The organism is Myxococcus eversor (genome assembly GCF_010894455.1).
GTDB classification, from domain to species: Bacteria; Myxococcota; Myxococcia; order Myxococcales; family Myxococcaceae; genus Myxococcus; species Myxococcus eversor.
Window position 1 is genome coordinate 71,637 of the sequence record NZ_JAAIXY010000034.1, and the last position, 17,359, is coordinate 88,995.

The window sequence follows — 17,359 nt, forward strand, 5'->3', positions numbered from 1 at the left end:
CGTCGACGACACGTGACTCGCGCCTGACTTCAGTGGGGCGCCGCTCCCGCATCCGTACCGCCATCCGTCCACCAGGAGGGCACCGGCTGGAGCGGCTTGCCCCACGTCGTATCCCCGACGGGGATGCCCGCGTCCGGGGACGTCCCCGAGTCGAGCTCCGTGCCCGCATCCGGCGCGGCCCCTTCCGGCACCAACGCCTCCGGCTCTCCATCGAAGCGACGCCGGAGGATGCGCCCATCCATCCCGATGGCGTACGCGCCGCCACCATCCAACATGCGTGGTTCGGCTCCACACGCAGTGGGGTTCGCGGAGATGCTCACGAAGAACACGGCCCCCTGTCGGAGCACGCGATACAGGTACGACTCCTGCCGGTTCCAGCACGAGCGCTCGCGCGACTCCAACGGCAGGAAGTCATTGGCGGCAATCGAGAGCGCGCCGAGCATCGCGCCATCCAGGACATACGCTCGTCCCTCCGCGGCCAGGGAGAGGGCCTCCTGCCCCAGTGCCTCCGGGAACTGGATGGACGGGTCCTCCGGAAGAGTCGCGGTGCGGGCGCCCGCGTGCCGGACACAGCTCGACACGAGCAGCAGCAGTGGAAGGAGCAGATGTTTCATGGCGTCTTGCTCCCCTCGCACGGCGAGCTTCCCTTCTGGACGGTGAACTTTCGTGTATCAGCATCCGACCAGCGCACCGAGCCCGTCTGCTCGCACTGCCAATTCGCCCCACCGCGCGTCCACTTCAACAACTGCCCGGTCAGCGGGATGTACTGGTGGAAGCCGTCACACGACGGCTCCGACGCGCTTCGAGAGAAGAAGGCGACGACGGAGAGCCTCAAGCGCCCATCCTTCGTCTCGCTCTCGAAGCCATGCGCGAGCCCCTCCGAGACAATGAACCGGATGTCGTTCTCCGTCAGGCTGCTGCCATAGGGATGGTTGTGCAGGGCGTAGATGTATCGGATGGCGTCGGGCGGATAGCGCGGGTCATCCACCCAGGAGGGGAGCAGACAGCTCTTGCTCCGCTGCAACGGGTCGACTCGCGACTGGTCCGTCAGCTTGCTCACGACGTACTGCTGGTCCGGCGTGTAATACATCCAGGCGCAGTACTCACTGGAGACACGCCACCGGACATCGAAGTCCTGGTGGTCCCGCCCACCCGCGCTCGAGTTCGGCTTGGTGAGGATCTTCCGACACGCCGCGAGCAGGGCGCTCGAGGGCGAGCTGAATGGCCCCAGCATCGGCCCCGGAAGCTTGTCCAGGAACGGCGCACCCGGCGCGGGACGCACGATGTCGGGGTCCGCGACCTGGGGCGATGAGCAACCGCCCACCAGCAGCGCACAGGCCAGGGCCTTCCCAAGCCCTTGAACTTTCACCGACATCTTCCTCGGCCTCCCGCTGCTGCCCACGGCGCCCAGGCAGTTTAGGAGGGACTACACCTACATTCAAGACAAAGCAGACAATCAATGAATAAGCGGAAAATGCGGGACGGCTTCGAGGTGGCCTTTTCCAATGGGAGCGGCCACGGGCTCCGGGAAGCACGCCCCCGGAGCCCGCGTCACGTCACCTGACGCTCAATCGCACTCGTGCGTATGCGTGTGCGCGGTCGCCTTGGGACTCCAGCCCTCGTTGCCGTCCTTCTCGAAGAAGAACTTCGCGCGCTGGCGCTGCCGCGTCCCCACCTCGTTGAGCGTGGCCGCGTCGAACAGCCGCCCGTTCACCATGGTGAAGCGCACCCCGCGGCTGTTCATCAGGTCCTCCAGCGGGTTCTTGTCCAGCACGATGAGGTCCGCCAGCTTCCCCTCCTCCAGCGAGCCAATCTCTCCATCCATGCCCAGGTAGCGCGCTCCGCCCAGCGTCCCCGCGCGCAGCGCCTGCAGCGGCTTCATCCCGCCCTGACCGAACATCGACAGCTCCCAGTGCGCCGCCAGGCCCTCGCGCTGTCCATGCGCGCCGAGCTGCACGTTGACGCCCGCGTCGTTCAGCTCGCGCGCCGTCCTCGCCGCGTCCAGGTGGTTCAGCTCGTCGTCCGGCACCATCGTCCGCCGACGGCTGCGCGAGTCCACCACCCGCCGAGGCACGAAGGACAACAGCCGCTCGTCCTGCCAGACGTTCGTCTTCTGGTACCAGTAGTTCTCGCCCCAGTTGCCGCCGTACGCCACGCCCAGCGTCGGCGTGTAGCCCGTGCCGCTCTTGCCCCAGAGCTGCTTCACGTCCGCGTAGATGCGCGCCACCGGAATCGCGTGCTCCACGCCCGTGTGCCCGTCCACCACCATCGACAGGTTGTGCTGGAGCAGCGAGCCGCCCTCCGGCACCACCAGCATGTTCAGCTCTCGCGCCGCCTGGAGCACCTTCTGCCGCTGGTCCCTGCGAGGCTGGTTGTAGCTCTTCACGCTGAAGGCCCCCATCGCCTTCATCCGCCGCAGGTGCGAGCGCGCATCGTCCAGCGTCTCAATCGGCGTCCGATATCCCACGCCCGCCGCGCCATACAGAATCGTCCCCGTGGAGAAGATGCGCGGAGACAACAGCGCGCCTGACTTGCCCAGCTCGCTCGCCGCGAACACCTCTTCCGACGAGTTCGACGGGTCATGCAGCGTCGTCACTCCGAACGCCAGCGACGCCGCCTGCACCCAGCTCTGCTCCGGCATCAGCCCTTCCACGCCCATGGCCCCGTGCCAGTGCACATCCACCAGGCCCGGCATCAGCGTCTTGCCCTTCACGTCGATGACCTTCGCTCCCGCGGGCACCTGCACCTTGCCCACCGGCCCCACCGCGACGATGCGATTGCCCCGCACCACCACCACGCCCTGCTCCAGGACTTCGTCACCCTTCATCGTGATGACCCGCCCGCCCACCAGCGCCACCGTGCCCTCCGGCACGTCCGCCTTCACCTGGAACGACAGGTCCACGCCCTTCTCCGGCACCGCCGGCAGCTTCTCCGGCGCACCCTCCACGAAGGCGAAGGACTGGTTCAGCGCCCGAGTGAAGAGCTCGGGCCCCAGCGCCCAGTGCAGGCTCTTGCTGTCTCCAGCCCAGTGCAGGTATTCGCCCGCGTCGCGGCTCACCTTCGCCACCGGCAGCGCCTTCGCCTCGGGGCCCACCGTCGCCGCCTTCGCGCCCTTCGGGAACGGCGTGATGAAGGCGTTGAAGTTCTCGCGGAACGCCACCCACCGCTCGTCCGGTGACACGCGCAGCTCCGTCGCCTCCGCGCTCGACAGGTGCGAGCGCTCCTCGCCCCCATCCAGACCCACGCTCTTCAGCGAGCGCACGTCCTCCTTCTCCTTGTGCTCCACATGCAGGAAGTACACGCGGTCCGAGCGCGCCCCGAAGTGCGGCTGCTCACCGTCGCGCGCCAGCCTGCGCGGCGTGCCTCCCGACGCGGGCTGCACGAAGAGGCCCGTCTCCCGACTCCACTGCCCCGGCATCAGGTAGCCATCCCCCGTCGCGCGGTACACCAGCGACTTCCCATCCGGACTCAGCGCGGGCTCCACGTAGTAGCCCGGCTTCGACGTCAGCACCTTGCCCTCGCCGCCCGTCGCGGACACCGCGCGGATGGCGCCCAGCTTCTCGTCATCCCACGTCGTGTAGACGATGGAGCGCCCGTCCCGCGAGAACGACGGGTAGAACTCCAGGTGGTCCTCCTGCTTCGTCAGCCGCTTCGGCGCGCCACCCGGCAGCTCCTTCACGTAGAGCTTGCCCAGCGACTGGTACACCACGCGGTCGCCCTTCGGCGACACCTGCACCCAGCGCAGCATCTTCGTGGCGAAGCGCTCCGGCGCCACCACCTGCGGCGAGCGCACCGCCTCGGCAATCGTCCGCGTGCCCTTCACGTGGAAGGGGATGGGCGTCACCTGCTTCGTCGCCACGTCGATGCGCTGGAGCTTGCCGCCCGCCCAGAAGACAATCGCCTTGTCGTCCCGGGTCCACGCCAGCGTCGGGTACACGCCGTGGATGGCCCACGTCTCCTGCATGTCCCTGTCCAGCCCGTCATACAGCGGGCGCTCCGCGCCAGAGGCCACGTCCGTGACGTAGAGCACCGACTTCGTCCGCACCCGGCGGATGAACGCCAGCTGCTTGCCGTCCCGCGACGGCGTAGGGCGGATGGAGCCACCCGGCCCGGTGACGAAGGGGTCGATCTCCTTCGTCTCCACATCCAACCGCTGGATGGCGTAAATCTCTCCGTTGGGGTCCTTGTTGTATTCGAACGTCTTGCCCGGCGTGACGTCCTGGCTGAAGTAGATGTAACGGCCGTCGGGAGAGAAGACCGGCTCGCCCAAATCCTTCTGCTCGTTGGCGCGCTCGGTGAGCTGCACGCCCTCGCCGCCGGAGCGGTGATACATCCACACCTCACCCGCGCCCAGCGAGCGCCGCGAGGTGAAGTGCTTGCGTGCGAGCAGGAACTGTCCGTCCGGACTCCACGCGGGGCTGTTGAGCAGGCGGAACTTCTCCTGCGTCACCGCCTTCGCGTCCGAGCCATCCCGCTTCATCACCCAGATGTTGTCGCCGCCACCCCTGTCACTGGTGAAGGCGATGGACCTGCCGTCCGGACTGAAGCGCGGTTGCATGTCCCATGCGACACCGGAGGTCAGCGCGCGCGCCTCGCCTCCCGCCAGCGGCAACACGTAGATGTCGCCCAACAGGTCGAAGACGAGCTCGTCCCCGCTCGGGCTCACATCCACGTTCATCCACGTCCCCTCGGTGACGTCGATGTCCACCTGCTTCGCGGGGAACCCTGGAGCGTCCACCTTCCAGGCGTCCTTCTCCTTGTCCTCCTTGGCGCCCGCTTCGGCGGACGGGGCGTTGGGGTCCACCTCCACGGCGCGGCCGGCTTCGCGCGCGGCCTCGTCCTTCTTCTGGGGAGCAGGCAGCGGGTCCTGCCGAGCGGAGGGAGGAGTCGCCGCGGGCTGCGCGGCGAAGAGCGTGCCCGGTACCAGCAGGGCGACGCAGAGGGCTGAAGTCAGTCGTTTCACCGGAGGTCCTCGTGATGGGGGACTGCGCGAGATACGGCCGTGCGGGGCGGGGCGACACTACCCGGCCCGGGGACGACAGGCTCGGCGCGCGTGAACAGGGGAGCGGGCAGGCCTCTTCCTGAGCGGCCGACAAAGGCTCGACGCGAAACGTCACGCGCCATCCGGACGTGATTCTGTTATCCGCTTCCCATGTCGGACTTCACCCTTCCCGAAGACAAGGCCGGGCGGCTGGAACGCTGCGCCCTGTTCTACTCGGACATCGTCCCCCACAATCACGCCCTGGGCCTGAAGCTCCTGGACATCGGCCCCGCCGAAGCCACCGTCGAGCTGCCCTACGCGGACTTCCTCGTCGGCAACCCGGAGACGGGCGTCATCGCCGGCGGCGCCGTGACGACGCTCATCGACGCGGCCTGCGGCTCCGCCGTCATCCTCAAGCTGGGCCGCATCCAGCCGCTCGTCACGCTGGACTTGCGCATCGACTACCTGCGCCCCGCCCGCCCCCACGTCCCCCTCATCGCCGTGGCCGAGTGCTACCGCAGCACGCGTCAGGTCGCCTTCGTCCGCGCGCTCGTGCACCAGGGTGACAAGAGCAACCCGGTGGCCTCCGCGCAGGGCACCTTCATGCGGCTGGAGGAATGACATGAGCGACGCCAAGTCCCCCTCCGTCCTCGCCGAGTTGGTGCACCAGGTGCGCAAGACGCGCGACTACGGCCGGCTCACCGACGCCATCCCCTACACGCGCTTCATGGGCATCGGCGTGGAGAACCTGGCCGGGGAGATGCTCTGCCGGATGCGCTACACGCCCAAGCTCATCGGCAACAGCTTCATCCCCGCGCTGCACGGTGGCACGCTGGGCGCGCTGCTGGAGTCCTCCGCCATCTTCGAGCTGCTGCTCCAGACGGAGACGCCGCGCGTGCCCAAGGTCATCTCCGTCACCGTGGACTTCCTGCGCTCGGGCAAGGCGCAGGACACCTTCGCGCGCGCCTTCATCACCCGCCAGGGACGTCGCGTGGCCAACGTCCGCGTCGAGGCCTGGCAGGACGACCGCACCCGTCCCATCGCCAGCGCGCACGCCCTGTTCCTGCTCGCGGAGCCCTGACACCGACGGCGGGGAGGGACCCACCGGGGACGGAGCCCCTGTCCGCTCCCCTGGTGCTCCCTGGCCACCGGTGCTTCGTCATCGCCACCTTGCCACCGGGATGTCCACATCCAGGAGGCTGGCGATGATGCGATGGAACGGTTGGATGCTGGTGGGCGCGCTCGTGCTGGGCGGCGCCGCGGGAGCGCAGGACAACCAGGGCGCGAAGAACTCCAACACGCCGACGACACAGAGCGACGGCACCGGCGACAGTCAGGGCATGATTCGCATGGGCGAGGGAGATGCCATCGACCACGCCGAGGACATCCAGAAGGACCCGAGCGCCTGGCCCGGCACCGGCGGCGCGGGCCAGCCCGACGCGCAGGCCGCGAAGTGGATGCGCGAGGGCCTGATGCCCATCCCTACCGAGGAGAAGGCCTTCCTGGAGGAGCTGCACCACGCCAACCAGATGGAGGTGCAGATGGGGAAGCTGGCGCAGAAGAACGGCACCTCCCAGGCCGTGAAGGACTTCGGCGCCCGCATGGAGCGCGAGCACGGCAAGGCGGATGAGAACCTGCTCGCGTACGCGAAGACGAAGAAGCTCCAGCTCGGTGAGCCGAAGGCGGACTCGTCACTCGCCAAGACGATGCAGAGCGCGGAGAGCGCGACGATGGAGAAGCTGCAGGCGCTCCAGGGCCCCGCGTTCGACCGCGCCTATCTGGCCGCCATGGTGGGCGACCATGACGTGGACATCGCCAAGGTGATGGCCGGGCAACAGCAGTTCGCCGACAACACCGCGCTGAAGGCGATGCTCGACAACCTCCTGCCCCAGCTCCAGCAGCACCGGCTGAGCGCGTATCGGCTGCTGGGCCAGGAGACGCCTCGACAGGCTCGACAGGCTCCGCGCGGCGGTCGCTGAGCTCCCAAAGCGCGTCCGGGGTGAACGCACCCGCGTTCCCCTGCTACGCGGGACATCGGGGATGTACCGAGAGACGCGGGACATCGGGTGGATGGGGATTGTGGGCATGGCGAGTGCAAACTCCGGCCCCTCTCCCCGTTTCATTCCGGAGCCCTGGCCCCATGTCCGAAACGTCGCGTCCCAACATCCTCCTGCTGACGGTGGATCAACTCATGTTCCCCCGGTTCGCCTACGGCCCCGAGGGAGGGTTCCTGCCGGGCATCAAGGACATCCTCGGCTTCATCGACGAGGGCGGGGACGACAACCCCTACCAGAAGTTCTTCCCCGGCTTCACCGCGCTGCGGAAGAACGCCGCCATCTTCCGCAACCACACCATCGCCACCTCGGCCTGCATCCCCAGCCGCGCCGCCATCTACACGGGCCAATACGGCACGCGCACCGGCGTCACGCAGACGGATGGCCTGTTCAAGAGCGGCGACGCCGCGGCGTTCCCCTGGCTGGAGCCCGACGGGATTCCCACCATCGGCCACTGGTTCCAGAAGGCCGGCTACCACACGCACTACTTCGGCAAGTGGCACGTCAGCAATCCACCGGACCACTCGCTGAAGGAGTACGGCTTCGATGACTGGGAGCTGTCCTATCCGGAGCCGCACGGCTCCTCCGTCAACAACCTGGGGACGTTCCGCGACATGGGCTTCGCGGACCTGGCCTGTACCTTCCTGCGCAGGATGGCGCTGGGTCAGCCCTACAACCGCGCGCTCGCCCAGCAGTCCTATTCGGCGCCGCTCGCCGCTGGGCCCTCCACCACGCCGCAGCCGTGGCTCGCCGTCGCGTCCTTCACCAACCCCCACGACATCGCGACGTATCCCATCCTGCCCCGGCAGATGGACTCCGAATCCCGCCCGCTGGGTCCGCTGCACGTGCCGTCACAGACAGCGCGCTCCGTGACTCCCGTCGCGGGCAGCCTCTCCATCCTCCTCAACCCCCAGGACTTTCCGCAGGAGAACGCGCACCTGCCTCCCAACGTGCACGACTCGCTCGTCAACAAGCCGAGCTGCCAGCGCGACTACGCGTACAAGATGGGCCTGGCGCTCGCGGCCAAGACGGGGCTCGTCCTGCATCAGGCGAACGAGAACATCGACGCCGTCTCCGTCACCCTCAACTCGGGCATCCCCTTCCAGCTCACGGCGGCCCCGGATGTGTCCACGCTGCGCTTCGTGCAGTACTACACGTGGCTCATCCACGTGGTGGACGCGCACATCGCCCAGGTGCTGAAGACGCTGGACGAGAGCGGCCTGCGCGAGAGCACCCTCGTGATGTTCCTCTCCGACCACGGTGAGTACGCCGGCGCGCATGGCTACCTGATGGAGAAGTGGCACACCGCCTATCAGGAGGCGCTGCACGTGCCGCTCGTCGTCCAGTTCCCTCCGAAGAAGGACGTCGCGCCGACGACTCGGCAGATTGAAGCGCTCAGCAGCCACGTGGACGTGCTGCCCACGCTCCTGGGACTCGCGGACATCAAGGGCGTGGAGCTCGACGCGATTCGCACGGACTTGCGGCTGCACCGCCCGGTACCTCCTTTCGTCGGCGCGGACTTGAGCCCGCTGGCGCGCGGAGAGACCACCACCGTGACGGAGCCGGACGGCACACCCCGCGCCGGAGTGCTCTTCATCACCGACGACGAGATTACGGAGACGCTGCCTCACACCGGCGACCCGCACCAGGCGCACGACGATGCGCTGTTCAACGTGTTCTCGCGCGCCGTCGACGCCCTGCGCGAAGGCACCACGAAGGCGGGGAAGGTGCCGGAGCTCAGGCCCGGCGCGGTGTGCCAGCCGAACCATGTCCGGTGCGTGCGCACGCCGCGCTGGAAGCTGTCGAGGACGTGGGACCCGTCGGGCGAGTACGCCGACCAGTGGGAGCTCTACGACCTCCAGAACGACGCACTGGAGCTGGAGAACCTGCTCGTGTTCGACGGGGCGTTCCCCACGGTCATCTCCACGCTGCCCAAGGGACTGACCCACGACGAGGTCGAAACCGCCGCGCGCGAGACGCACGCCCTGCTCGGGAAGTACGAGACGGAGAAGCTGTCTCCCTGGCCCGCGTAGTCGCGAGGCCGTGGTGACGGTGAAGCCCGCATGTCCACCGAGGACATGCGGGCTTTCTTGCGTGAGCGCGGTCTACTTCTTCTTCGCCGCGCCTTCCGTCACCACGACGGTGTACGCGAGTCGCTCGCCGTTGCGCTTCCACACCAGCATCGTCGTGGTGCCCGCCACCTTGCCGGTGACTTCAATCTTCCCCTTGCCCAGGGTCTTCACTTCCGCTGTCTCGGGGTCTCCCAGCGCCAGCCGCGACAGGCCCTCCATGTCGAGCACGCGCTGCTCGCCCGCCTTGAGTTCGATGCGCTCCTCCGCCGCCGCGCTCGTGCCCACCAACGCCAGCGCCATCAGCGAGAGTCCCACCAGTCCGTTCCGCATGCGGTGTGTCCCTTCCTTGGGTGAGTCGAGGCGCGTGTTCGCTACGCCTCACTTCAGTGACACCCGGCGCCACCCCATGTCGCACGCGCACCCCTCAATCGCCTCCCCGCCGGTGCACGGAAGGCTTTCATTGTTACAGCGCGGGGCTCCTTTTCTACAGGGTCTCCCTTACGTCGCGAGTCTGGGTGCGCGGCTCGCTTCACCCTGGAGTGCGCGGTGGATGCTCGCCCGAAGACGCGCTTTCGCGCCATGGGCCAGTGTCCCCGGTGGACGGTGGACTGTTCACACGGATGCGCGCGCCTCGGCATGTCCCCTGCTTTCCCCCGCAGGGCATCCGTTCCGGAGGACAGGACGATGAGCGAGCGCGCCCAGGCCCAGTTGAGAGCGTTGAAGGAAGCCGCGCAGTTGCTGTTCTCCCAGGGGCGATACGCCGAATGCGCGGAGGTCCATTCGCGCATCCTCCGCATGGTGCCCAAGGACCCGAACGCGCGAGTGCGTCACGCGGAAATCTGTCGTCGCGCGGGGGACCGACAGGCCGCCATCGCGTCGTATCGCACGGCGGCGGAGCTGCTGCTCGCGCAGGGCTGTGAGGCTCGGGCCCGCGCTTCCTTGAGTGCGGCGCTGGAGTTGGACCCGAGGGACCCGGTGCTCATCTCGGACTTCACTCGCATGGGGCAGGCGGCGCGGCCACCGTCGACCGCGTTGGAGGACGAGCGGCTCTACAGTCACGTCACGGTGAGCGAGGCTCCGGTGGTGGTGGCTCCGCGCACGGAAGCTCGCGTGAAGACGCCGCCTCCGCCGCCTCCACCGTTCGTGCTGCGTGCCGCGGAAGAGACGCGTGCACCGGGGCCATTGCCCTCGGCGCCGGCCATTGCTCCGGTGAAGGTGAAGCCACCGGGGCCCGTGACCCGGGCGCCCGTGCCCGACTCACCGTCGATGCCGAGCTCGTTCCCGCCTCGCGGTGCTGTCGCGCCACGCCAGGTGGAAGCGCCGCGTGAAGTGGCCCTTCCCGTGGTGAAGGGGACGCTGGTTCTGGAGCAGACCCCCGCGGCTCCACGTCCGAGTGTGTCCGTGGCTCCTTCTCAGGCACCGCGCACGACCGCGACCTTGTCTCCGGCCCAGGCACTCCATGCCACGGCGAGCACGACCGCACCCGCGCCTCGCGAGCTGCCCAAGGTGGAGGTGAGCGCGAGTCTCTGGACCACGGGGGCTGCCGTGACGGTGACGCCGGTGACGAACTATCGGCCCGAGCTTCGGTGGCTGAACCCCAACACCGTGGCCCTGAGGGCCTCGCCCCAGTCTCACTGGGTCATCATCCGCGCGGACGGGCCCTTGTCCTTGAGCCGCATGGAGTCACTGCCCGTGCCCGCTCGCGACGTGCCCTCACCAGCGCCCGTCGCCGCCATCGAGGACAGCCCACCCCTCATCGCGCACTGAGGAACACGCGCCTCCATCCTCCGGGGCGCGGGCCATGCGTCCGCGTCTCTCACGGCGGCTTCGAGGTCTCCGAGGTGACTCGAGGCCCACTCTGTTCCGGTATCTGGCGTGAGGCGTCACCGAGTCCCACGACGACACCGTCTCCGGTGAGCGTGTGGCCGAGCACCTCTGCTCACCGTCGAACAACGCCGGGTGAAAGAGAACGCGCTCCAACCCATGGGCCCGCGCATCCTCGCCCACCGTCGCTGACACGTACCGCCTGGCGGAGCGCCTCCACGACACGGAGGCGCCTCCAGCCTTCAGTCTTCACTCCAGGACTCGCGCCGCGCGCGGACTACATCGGCACGGACTTCTTCGGGTCGAAGCGCTTCTTCTCGTGCGTCGCCGGAGGCTGTGCGGCCTTCTCCTGCTCCGCCGTCTTCGCCGGCTCCGGCTCGCGGCTCTCCAGCACCGGGGCCTCCACCTTCTCCTCCGGCATCTGCGCCTTCACCGGCGCCTCGCAGTGCCCACCCTTGCGGTTGGGATGGCAGTGCCGAATCCCATACACGTGGTGACAACCGCACGCGTCGACGCGCTTCTTCGCGCAGATCGACGGATTGAACACCGGCCCCGCCAACGAATCCGCCGGCACCGCCTGCAACGCCACCGCCAGGAACATCCCACCGAGGAAACCCATCGCCCACCCCCTGCCTGGATAGGAGATGGATGGGCCTGGAGCCGGAATGCGGCAAGTCCTTCGCAGATCCAATTCCCGCGCTTCGCACGCGAGCCGACTTTCGGTCGACCGTCCGGGTGTGCGCGCCAGGCCTCGGGGCCCCCACGAGAATGCGTTGCCGACGTCGGGACGGCAACAGCACCCACCCTCCACCCTCGTCCCCAGGTCCGGGGCGGCCGCCACCCACGCACCGCGTCGCGCCCTTGCGCAAACGCCCGTTCTCCGAGGGAAAACCTCGGGAATTCGCTCGCTTTCCCGCCCGCTCTCCCAGCATCCTCGGAGCCTCGGGCGAACCCGGGCGCGACGGTCAGCTTCTTTCGGACGCTCCCGTCCCTCGCGCGTGTTCACCCCTGTCCAGGGGCGTCAGGGGAGGCAATGCCATGAGCTGGAAGCAGCGGTTGGAGAAGACGGCCGAAGGTCACTACGTCCTTCCGAAGACCAAGAGCATGAAGGTCGACGCGGACCTCTTCCTGTCCGACAAGCTCCTGTGGGGCGAGGGCCCCGAGATGCCCGGCCTGGAGGACGCCGTTTTCGATCAGGTGGTCAACGCCGCGTCCTTCCCCGGCGTCACCCGCGTCGCCGTCACCCCGGACTGTCACGTGGGCTACGGCGTCCCCATCGGCACCGTGGTGGAGACCGACGGCATCCTCCTCCCCACCGCCGCCGGCTACGACATCGGCTGCGGCATGGTGCAGTTGCAGACGTCCCTCAACGCCGAGGACGTGGCGGACCCCGCGAAGCGTCGCCAGTGGATTGAGCAAGTGACTCGCCGCATCGCCGTGGGCGTGGGCGCCAGTCGCGTGCAGGCGCAGCGCAAGGTGTCCGACCGCGCTTTCGCGGAAGTCGTCCGCCACGGCGCCAAGGCCCTGGGCCGCGGCTCCGCCGTCACCGAGCGCGACTTCATCCCCGTGGAGGACGACCGGGTGGACATCCCCGAGCGGGCCTATGAGAAGCGCGGCCAGTTGGGCAGCCTGGGCGGCGGCAACCACTTCACCGAGATGCAGGTGGATGAAGAGGGCCGCGTCTGGGTGATGCTCCACACCGGCAGCCGGGGCTTCGGGTGGAACATCGCCAAGACGTTCTTCGTCAAGGGCGCCGCCCAGTTGGGACTCAAGAGCCGCAGCGAGGACTTCGTCTGGCTCGACGCCGACAGCCCGATGGGCCGCGAGTACTGGAACCTGCACAACATGGCGGCCAACTTCGCCGTGGCCAACCGGCTCATCATCGGTGAGGCCGTGTGCGCCGCGCTGGAGGACGTCTTCGGCGGCACCGCGAGCGTCTATTACGAGATTTCCCACAACCTCATCCAGAAGGAGGCCGGGAAGTTCGTCGCCCGCAAGGGCGCCACGCGCGCGTTCCCCGCGGGCCACCCCGCGCTCAAGCGCACCACGTGGGAGGGCACCGGTCACCCCATCCTGATTCCGGGCTCCATGGAGACCGGCAGCGCCATCCTGTTCGCCGAGGAGGGCGCGTCCAAGTCCATCTACTCGGTGAACCACGGCTCCGGCCGGCGCCTGTCCCGAGGCGAGGCCCGGCGCGTGCTGAACCAGGGCGCCACCGACGCGCGGATGGCGGAGTCCGGCATCATCCTCAACACCCGGCAGACGCCGCTCGACGAGTCCGGCCCCTGCTACAAGAACCTGGATGACGTGCTGGAGACGGTGGAGATGGCGGGGCTCGCCCGCATCGCCAAGCGCCTCAAGCCCGTGGCCTGCATCAAGGGCGCGGATTGACCCACACGCGAGTGGGACGTGGACTTCCCGGGGAGCCTGCTACAGTGGCGCCCCTCTGGAGTCCCAAGAATGACCTCGCCGCCCCCTGCCGCCCGCGTCCCCCCGTCGGGCCCCCGTGAGGCCGAGCTGGCTCGCGCCGAGAGCGAGCTGTCCGCCCAGGAGTCCCGCCTCGCGGAGCAGGTGACGCGCGCCCTCGCCGACACCGCCGCCCTCGCCTCCCGGCTGGATGGCGTGCGCGCCGCGCTGGCCCGGGCCCACCAGGAACCCGACGCCGACCCGCAGGTGGGTGAGCAGGCATCCAGGCTCCAGGCCGCTCGCGTGCCCTCGTTGGACGTGGAGGCCGCGCGCGAGAAGGCGCTGGAGGCACGCGAGAAGGCGTTGGAAGCACGCAAGCGGATGGGGACGGAGGTGCAGGCCGCGCTGCGCATCCAGCAGGAACAGACGGCGCAGGTGGCTCGCGCGGTGGCGGACGCGGAGGCCGCGCTGAAGCAGCAGGTGGAGTCCTCCGCGGCCAGGACGCGGGCCCGCCAGGAAGCCGCCGCTCGCGCGCGTCAGGCGGAGCTGGCGCAGGCCGCCGCCACGGTGAAGACGCAGGGACAGCCGCACGAGGCCCCCTCGCGCGCCTCGGACAGCGCGGAGGCCCGGCGCAACGGGCGGGTGCGGATGCACACGTCCATCGACATGCGCAGCGACTCCAACTTCTTCACCGGCTTCTCGATGGACATCAGCGAGGGCGGCGTCTTCATCGCCACGGTGGACGCGGTGCCACGCGGCACGCAGGTGGAGCTGGACTTCACGCTGCCGGGCGGCCGGCCCATCAAGGTGACGGGCGTGGTGCGCTGGGTGCGCGAGTCCAATCCCCGCATGCCGGACCTGATGCCAGGCGTGGGCGTGCAGTTCACCGGACTGCCGCATGAGGTGGCCTCCGTCATCTCCTCGTTCGTCACCACGAGAGACCCCATGTTCTATCCAGACTGAAGCCTGACGCGCTTCGTCGGGTAGTCGACCCAACCTCGCGCCCGGTTGTCCATGAGCGGCGTTGGCGGACTCAAAAAGACAGACATCCGGACCGGGGCTCGGGCATGGTGGCTCGCGGACTTCGCGTCCCCACAGGAGAACTCCACGGTATGAGTGCGCCCACCCGAAGCCCCACCGCCAGCAGTGCCCGTCCTCCCCGCTGGGACTCCGGCCGCCGCGACGATTCCCCCACCGGAGAGGCCTCCACCAACGAGGTGAGCACCGACGTGGCGCCGCCCTCCGTGGACAAGGTCAACCTGGCCCAGAAGCTGGCCCTGTTCTCCGAGCACTGGTCTCCGAAAGTCGTGGGTGAGCTGAACGGCCAGCACGTCCGGCTGGCGAAGCTCCTGGGCCCCTTCACCTGGCACCACCACGAGAACGAGGACGAGATGTTCCTCGTCCTGCACGGCCGGCTGCGCATGGAGATGCGCGAGCGCACCGTGGACGTGGAGCCCGGGGAGTTCATCATCATCCCCCGAGGCGTGGAGCACCGGCCCGTCGCGGAGGAGGAGGTCCATGTCCTCCTCTTCGAGCCAGCCGCCACCCTCAACACCGGCAACGTCCGCGAAGAGCGCACGGCCGATACGATGGAGAAACTCTAGCCCCCGTCAGCAGGGGCAGGCGCCGGCTCGCCCGTGTCGTCCTCCCGCTCCGCGCCCAGCTCCATCAAGGGCAGCTCCACCGTGAAGGTGGAGCCTTCGCCCGGCGTGCTGTCCACTCGGACGGAGCCCGCGTGCGCGTCCACCAGCTGGCGGACGATGTAGAGCCCCAGCCCGAAGCCCGCATGCCGGCCCGCCGAGGGCACCCGCGCGAAGCGGTCGAAGATGAGCCGCTGCGCCTCCGGAGCAATGCCCTCGCCGAAGTCCCGCACCACCAGCCGCGCCCGCGCCAGGCCCGCGCGCTCCACCCGCACAATCACCGGCCGGCCCGCGCCGAACTTCAGCGCGTTGGACACCAGGTTCGTCACCACCCGGTCCAACCGCAGCCGGTCCCACTGCCCCACCAGCCCCAGCTCCGCGTCGAAGACGAGCTTGCTGCCCACCTCCGTCGCGTGCGCGGCGAAGCGCTCCACCACCTCGTGCGCCAGGTCCGCCAGGTCCACCGGCGCCACGTCCAGCACCAGGCGCCCCGCGGACAGCCGTGACAAATCCAGCAGGTTGAGCAGCAACTGCCCCAACCGCTGCGTCTGCTTCAGCGCCGTGCCCAGCCCGTCCCGCACCTTCTCCCGCTCCACCGAGAGGTCCGTGCGCAAGAGCTTGCGCAGCAGCAACTGGAGCGTGTTGAGCGGATTGCCCAGGTCATGCGCCGCCACGCCGATGAGCTCCACCGCCTCGCGCGCCTCGCGCAAGAGCCGCGCGTTGTCCAGCGCCAGCGCCGCGCGCCCCGCCAGCTCCTCCATGAAGACCTGGTCCGCGAGCGTCAGCCGCCGCTCCGGCAGCGACATCAGCAGCACCAGCACCCCCTGCGTCCGCCCCCCCGCGCGCAGCGGCACCGACAAGGACGAGCGCACCCCCACCTGCTCCATCAGCCGCAAGTGCTCCGCGTCCGCCGCCGCCTGCGCCAGCATCTCCGGCGACACGTCCTCCACCCACTGGGAGCGCCCCGTGCGCATCACCTGCCAGAGCCCCTGGGGCGCGTCCGTCGGGGGCGTGTAGCGCCGCACCGACTCCCACAGCCACGCCTCCTTCCGTGCCTCCGCGTGCTTCACCGCCCGGGGCCTCAACTGCCCGGACGGCGTGAGCATGTACAGGAGGCACCCATCCGCCACCTCCGGCACCATCATCCGCGCCAGCTCCGCCACCATCTCGTCCGGGTCCAGGTACTGCTGGAACATCCGGCCCGCCTCCGCGAACAACCGCTGCGTGCGCTCGGCGCGCTGCCGCTCGGTGATGTCGCGCGTCACCGCCGCGTAGCCCCGCACCTCGCCGTCGTCATCCAGCAGCGTGTTGATGAGCGCCTCCGCGAAGAAGTGCGTGCCGTCCTTGCGCGTGCGCCACCCCTCCGTGCGCAGCCGCCCGTCCCGCCGCGCGCGCGCCAGTTCCTTCTCCGGCAACCCCAGCTCCACCGCCTCCGGCGGGTAGAAGCGGTCCACCGGCTCGCCCACCACTTCCGCCGCTTGATAGCCGGTGATGCGCGTGGCCCCCGGGTTCCAGCTCGCCACCCGGCCCCGCTCGTCCAGGAGCAGGAGCGCGTAGTCCTGCACGCCCTCGACGAGCAACTGGAAGCGCTTCGTGCTGGCCTCGGCCTCCTCGCGCAAGGGGCCCAGCCGCCGCAACAACACCCACGCCAGCACCCCGGCCAGCGCCAGCCCCAGGCTCGCCGCGATCAACGTGAGCACCAGGACGCGCTCGTCCACCTCCACCGCCGACTGGATGCCCAGCGCGAGCCGCTCCTCCACGCTCGCGCACAGCTGCTGGAGCGCTTCATAGGCACGCAGGCGCGTGTCCCCCACCCGCTCCTCGAAGAGCACCTCCAGTCGCTCGCGGGGAACGCGGTTGGAATGCGCCACCACCATCTCCCGCACGGCCTGCTCGTGCTCCTGCTCCGCGCGCATCGCGGACTCCAGGAGCGACTCCGCGGGCTCCGTGTCCAGCCGGGACTTCAGCCGCTCATGGATGGCGATGAAGCGCTCGCGCGACGCCACCATCTCCTCGGCGAAGAGCGCGTCGCCCGACAGCGCATAGCCCCGCTCGCTGGACACCTTGTCGCTGAAGGCCCGGCGCAGGCGCTCCACCTCCAGCAGGTCCATGGACAGCTCGAGCAGGCTCGCCTTGTGGGTGGAGCGCACCGACAACAGCGACACCGCCGACGTCACCGCCAGCGCCAGCGCCACCACCAGGGACGCGATGAAGCCAGCGCCGACACGCTGGGAGTACGTCCACGGCCGCCCCACGCCACCCCCCTTGCGCACCAGGACCCGGCCTCCTGCCCGACGCCTGGCACAGCCCAGAAGGTGGCCCCGCTGGCCATGCACCCACACCCCCGCCCATGGGACGGCTTGGCGTCAGGTGCCGGGCACT

The 17,359-nt window shown here is 69.2% G+C and carries 14 protein-coding genes; 8 read left to right on the plus strand and 6 right to left on the minus strand.

What is annotated here, in order from left to right; genetic code table 11:
- Positions 1–29 precede the first annotated feature (29 nt).
- The 3 genes from G4D83_RS43180 to G4D83_RS43190 form a co-directional block, all read right to left on the minus strand.
- Positions 30–614 (minus strand): hypothetical protein, encoded by a 585-nt coding sequence (locus G4D83_RS43180; protein ID WP_163870794.1) that lies wholly within the window; start codon positions 612–614, stop codon positions 30–32.
- Positions 611–1,375, minus strand: a complete 765-nt coding sequence (locus G4D83_RS43185; RefSeq protein ID WP_163870795.1) for a hypothetical protein — start codon at positions 1,373–1,375, stop codon at positions 611–613. The genes G4D83_RS43180 and G4D83_RS43185 overlap by 4 nt, the downstream gene beginning before the upstream one ends.
- A 192-nt stretch (positions 1,376–1,567) precedes the next feature.
- Positions 1,568–4,963: an amidohydrolase family protein gene (locus tag G4D83_RS43190; protein ID WP_163870796.1), complete on the minus strand. Its 3,396-nt coding sequence runs from the start codon at positions 4,961–4,963 to the stop codon at positions 1,568–1,570.
- A gap of 189 nt (positions 4,964–5,152) precedes the next feature.
- On the opposite strand from G4D83_RS43190, the gene G4D83_RS43195 reads away from it, so the two are divergent.
- From G4D83_RS43195 to G4D83_RS43210, 4 genes are all read left to right on the plus strand, one after another.
- Positions 5,153–5,602, plus strand: coding sequence for a PaaI family thioesterase (locus G4D83_RS43195; RefSeq protein ID WP_163870797.1), 450 nt, complete (start codon positions 5,153–5,155; stop codon positions 5,600–5,602).
- 1 nt (position 5,603) lies between these two features.
- On the plus strand, positions 5,604–6,062 hold the full coding sequence (locus G4D83_RS43200; protein ID WP_163870798.1) for a PaaI family thioesterase: 459 nt from the start codon (positions 5,604–5,606) through the stop codon (positions 6,060–6,062).
- A gap of 124 nt (positions 6,063–6,186) precedes the next feature.
- On the plus strand, positions 6,187–6,960 hold the full coding sequence (locus G4D83_RS43205; protein WP_163870799.1) for a DUF4142 domain-containing protein: 774 nt from the start codon (positions 6,187–6,189) through the stop codon (positions 6,958–6,960).
- A gap of 161 nt (positions 6,961–7,121) precedes the next feature.
- Entirely contained in the window at positions 7,122–9,068 is a 1,947-nt protein-coding gene (locus tag G4D83_RS43210; protein ID WP_163870800.1) for a sulfatase-like hydrolase/transferase, read from the plus strand.
- A gap of 72 nt (positions 9,069–9,140) precedes the next feature.
- Here G4D83_RS43210 and G4D83_RS43215 read toward each other — a convergent pair whose 3' ends face one another.
- Positions 9,141–9,437: a pilus assembly protein N-terminal domain-containing protein gene (locus G4D83_RS43215; RefSeq protein ID WP_163870801.1), complete on the minus strand. Its 297-nt coding sequence runs from the start codon at positions 9,435–9,437 to the stop codon at positions 9,141–9,143.
- Positions 9,438–9,791: 354 nt separating this feature from the next.
- Between G4D83_RS43215 and G4D83_RS43220 the strand changes: the two genes are divergently transcribed.
- The gene (locus G4D83_RS43220) at positions 9,792–10,874 is read left to right on the plus strand and encodes a tetratricopeptide repeat protein (RefSeq protein ID WP_163870802.1); all 1,083 of its coding nucleotides are present in this window, start codon (positions 9,792–9,794) and stop codon (positions 10,872–10,874) included.
- A gap of 334 nt (positions 10,875–11,208) precedes the next feature.
- Here G4D83_RS43220 and G4D83_RS45735 read toward each other — a convergent pair whose 3' ends face one another.
- Complete coding sequence (locus G4D83_RS45735; protein WP_205522855.1) at positions 11,209–11,550, minus strand: hypothetical protein; 342 nt, start codon at positions 11,548–11,550, stop codon at positions 11,209–11,211.
- Between the two features lie 419 nt (positions 11,551–11,969).
- Between G4D83_RS45735 and G4D83_RS43230 the strand changes: the two genes are divergently transcribed.
- The 3 genes from G4D83_RS43230 to G4D83_RS43240 all read left to right on the plus strand — a co-directional run bounded on the left by G4D83_RS43230 (position 11,970) and on the right by G4D83_RS43240 (position 14,941).
- Positions 11,970–13,322: an RtcB family protein gene (locus tag G4D83_RS43230; protein WP_163870803.1), complete on the plus strand. Its 1,353-nt coding sequence runs from the start codon at positions 11,970–11,972 to the stop codon at positions 13,320–13,322.
- A gap of 69 nt (positions 13,323–13,391) precedes the next feature.
- The gene (locus G4D83_RS43235; RefSeq protein ID WP_163870804.1) at positions 13,392–14,300 is read left to right on the plus strand and encodes a TIGR02266 family protein; all 909 of its coding nucleotides are present in this window, start codon (positions 13,392–13,394) and stop codon (positions 14,298–14,300) included.
- Between the two features lie 149 nt (positions 14,301–14,449).
- The gene (locus G4D83_RS43240) at positions 14,450–14,941 is read left to right on the plus strand and encodes a cupin domain-containing protein (protein ID WP_163870805.1); all 492 of its coding nucleotides are present in this window, start codon (positions 14,450–14,452) and stop codon (positions 14,939–14,941) included.
- On the opposite strand, the gene G4D83_RS43245 is transcribed toward G4D83_RS43240, so the two are convergent.
- Positions 14,938–17,250, minus strand: coding sequence for a sensor histidine kinase (locus tag G4D83_RS43245; protein ID WP_240357146.1), 2,313 nt, complete (start codon positions 17,248–17,250; stop codon positions 14,938–14,940). The genes G4D83_RS43240 and G4D83_RS43245 overlap by 4 nt on opposite strands.
- Positions 17,251–17,359 lie beyond the last annotated feature (109 nt).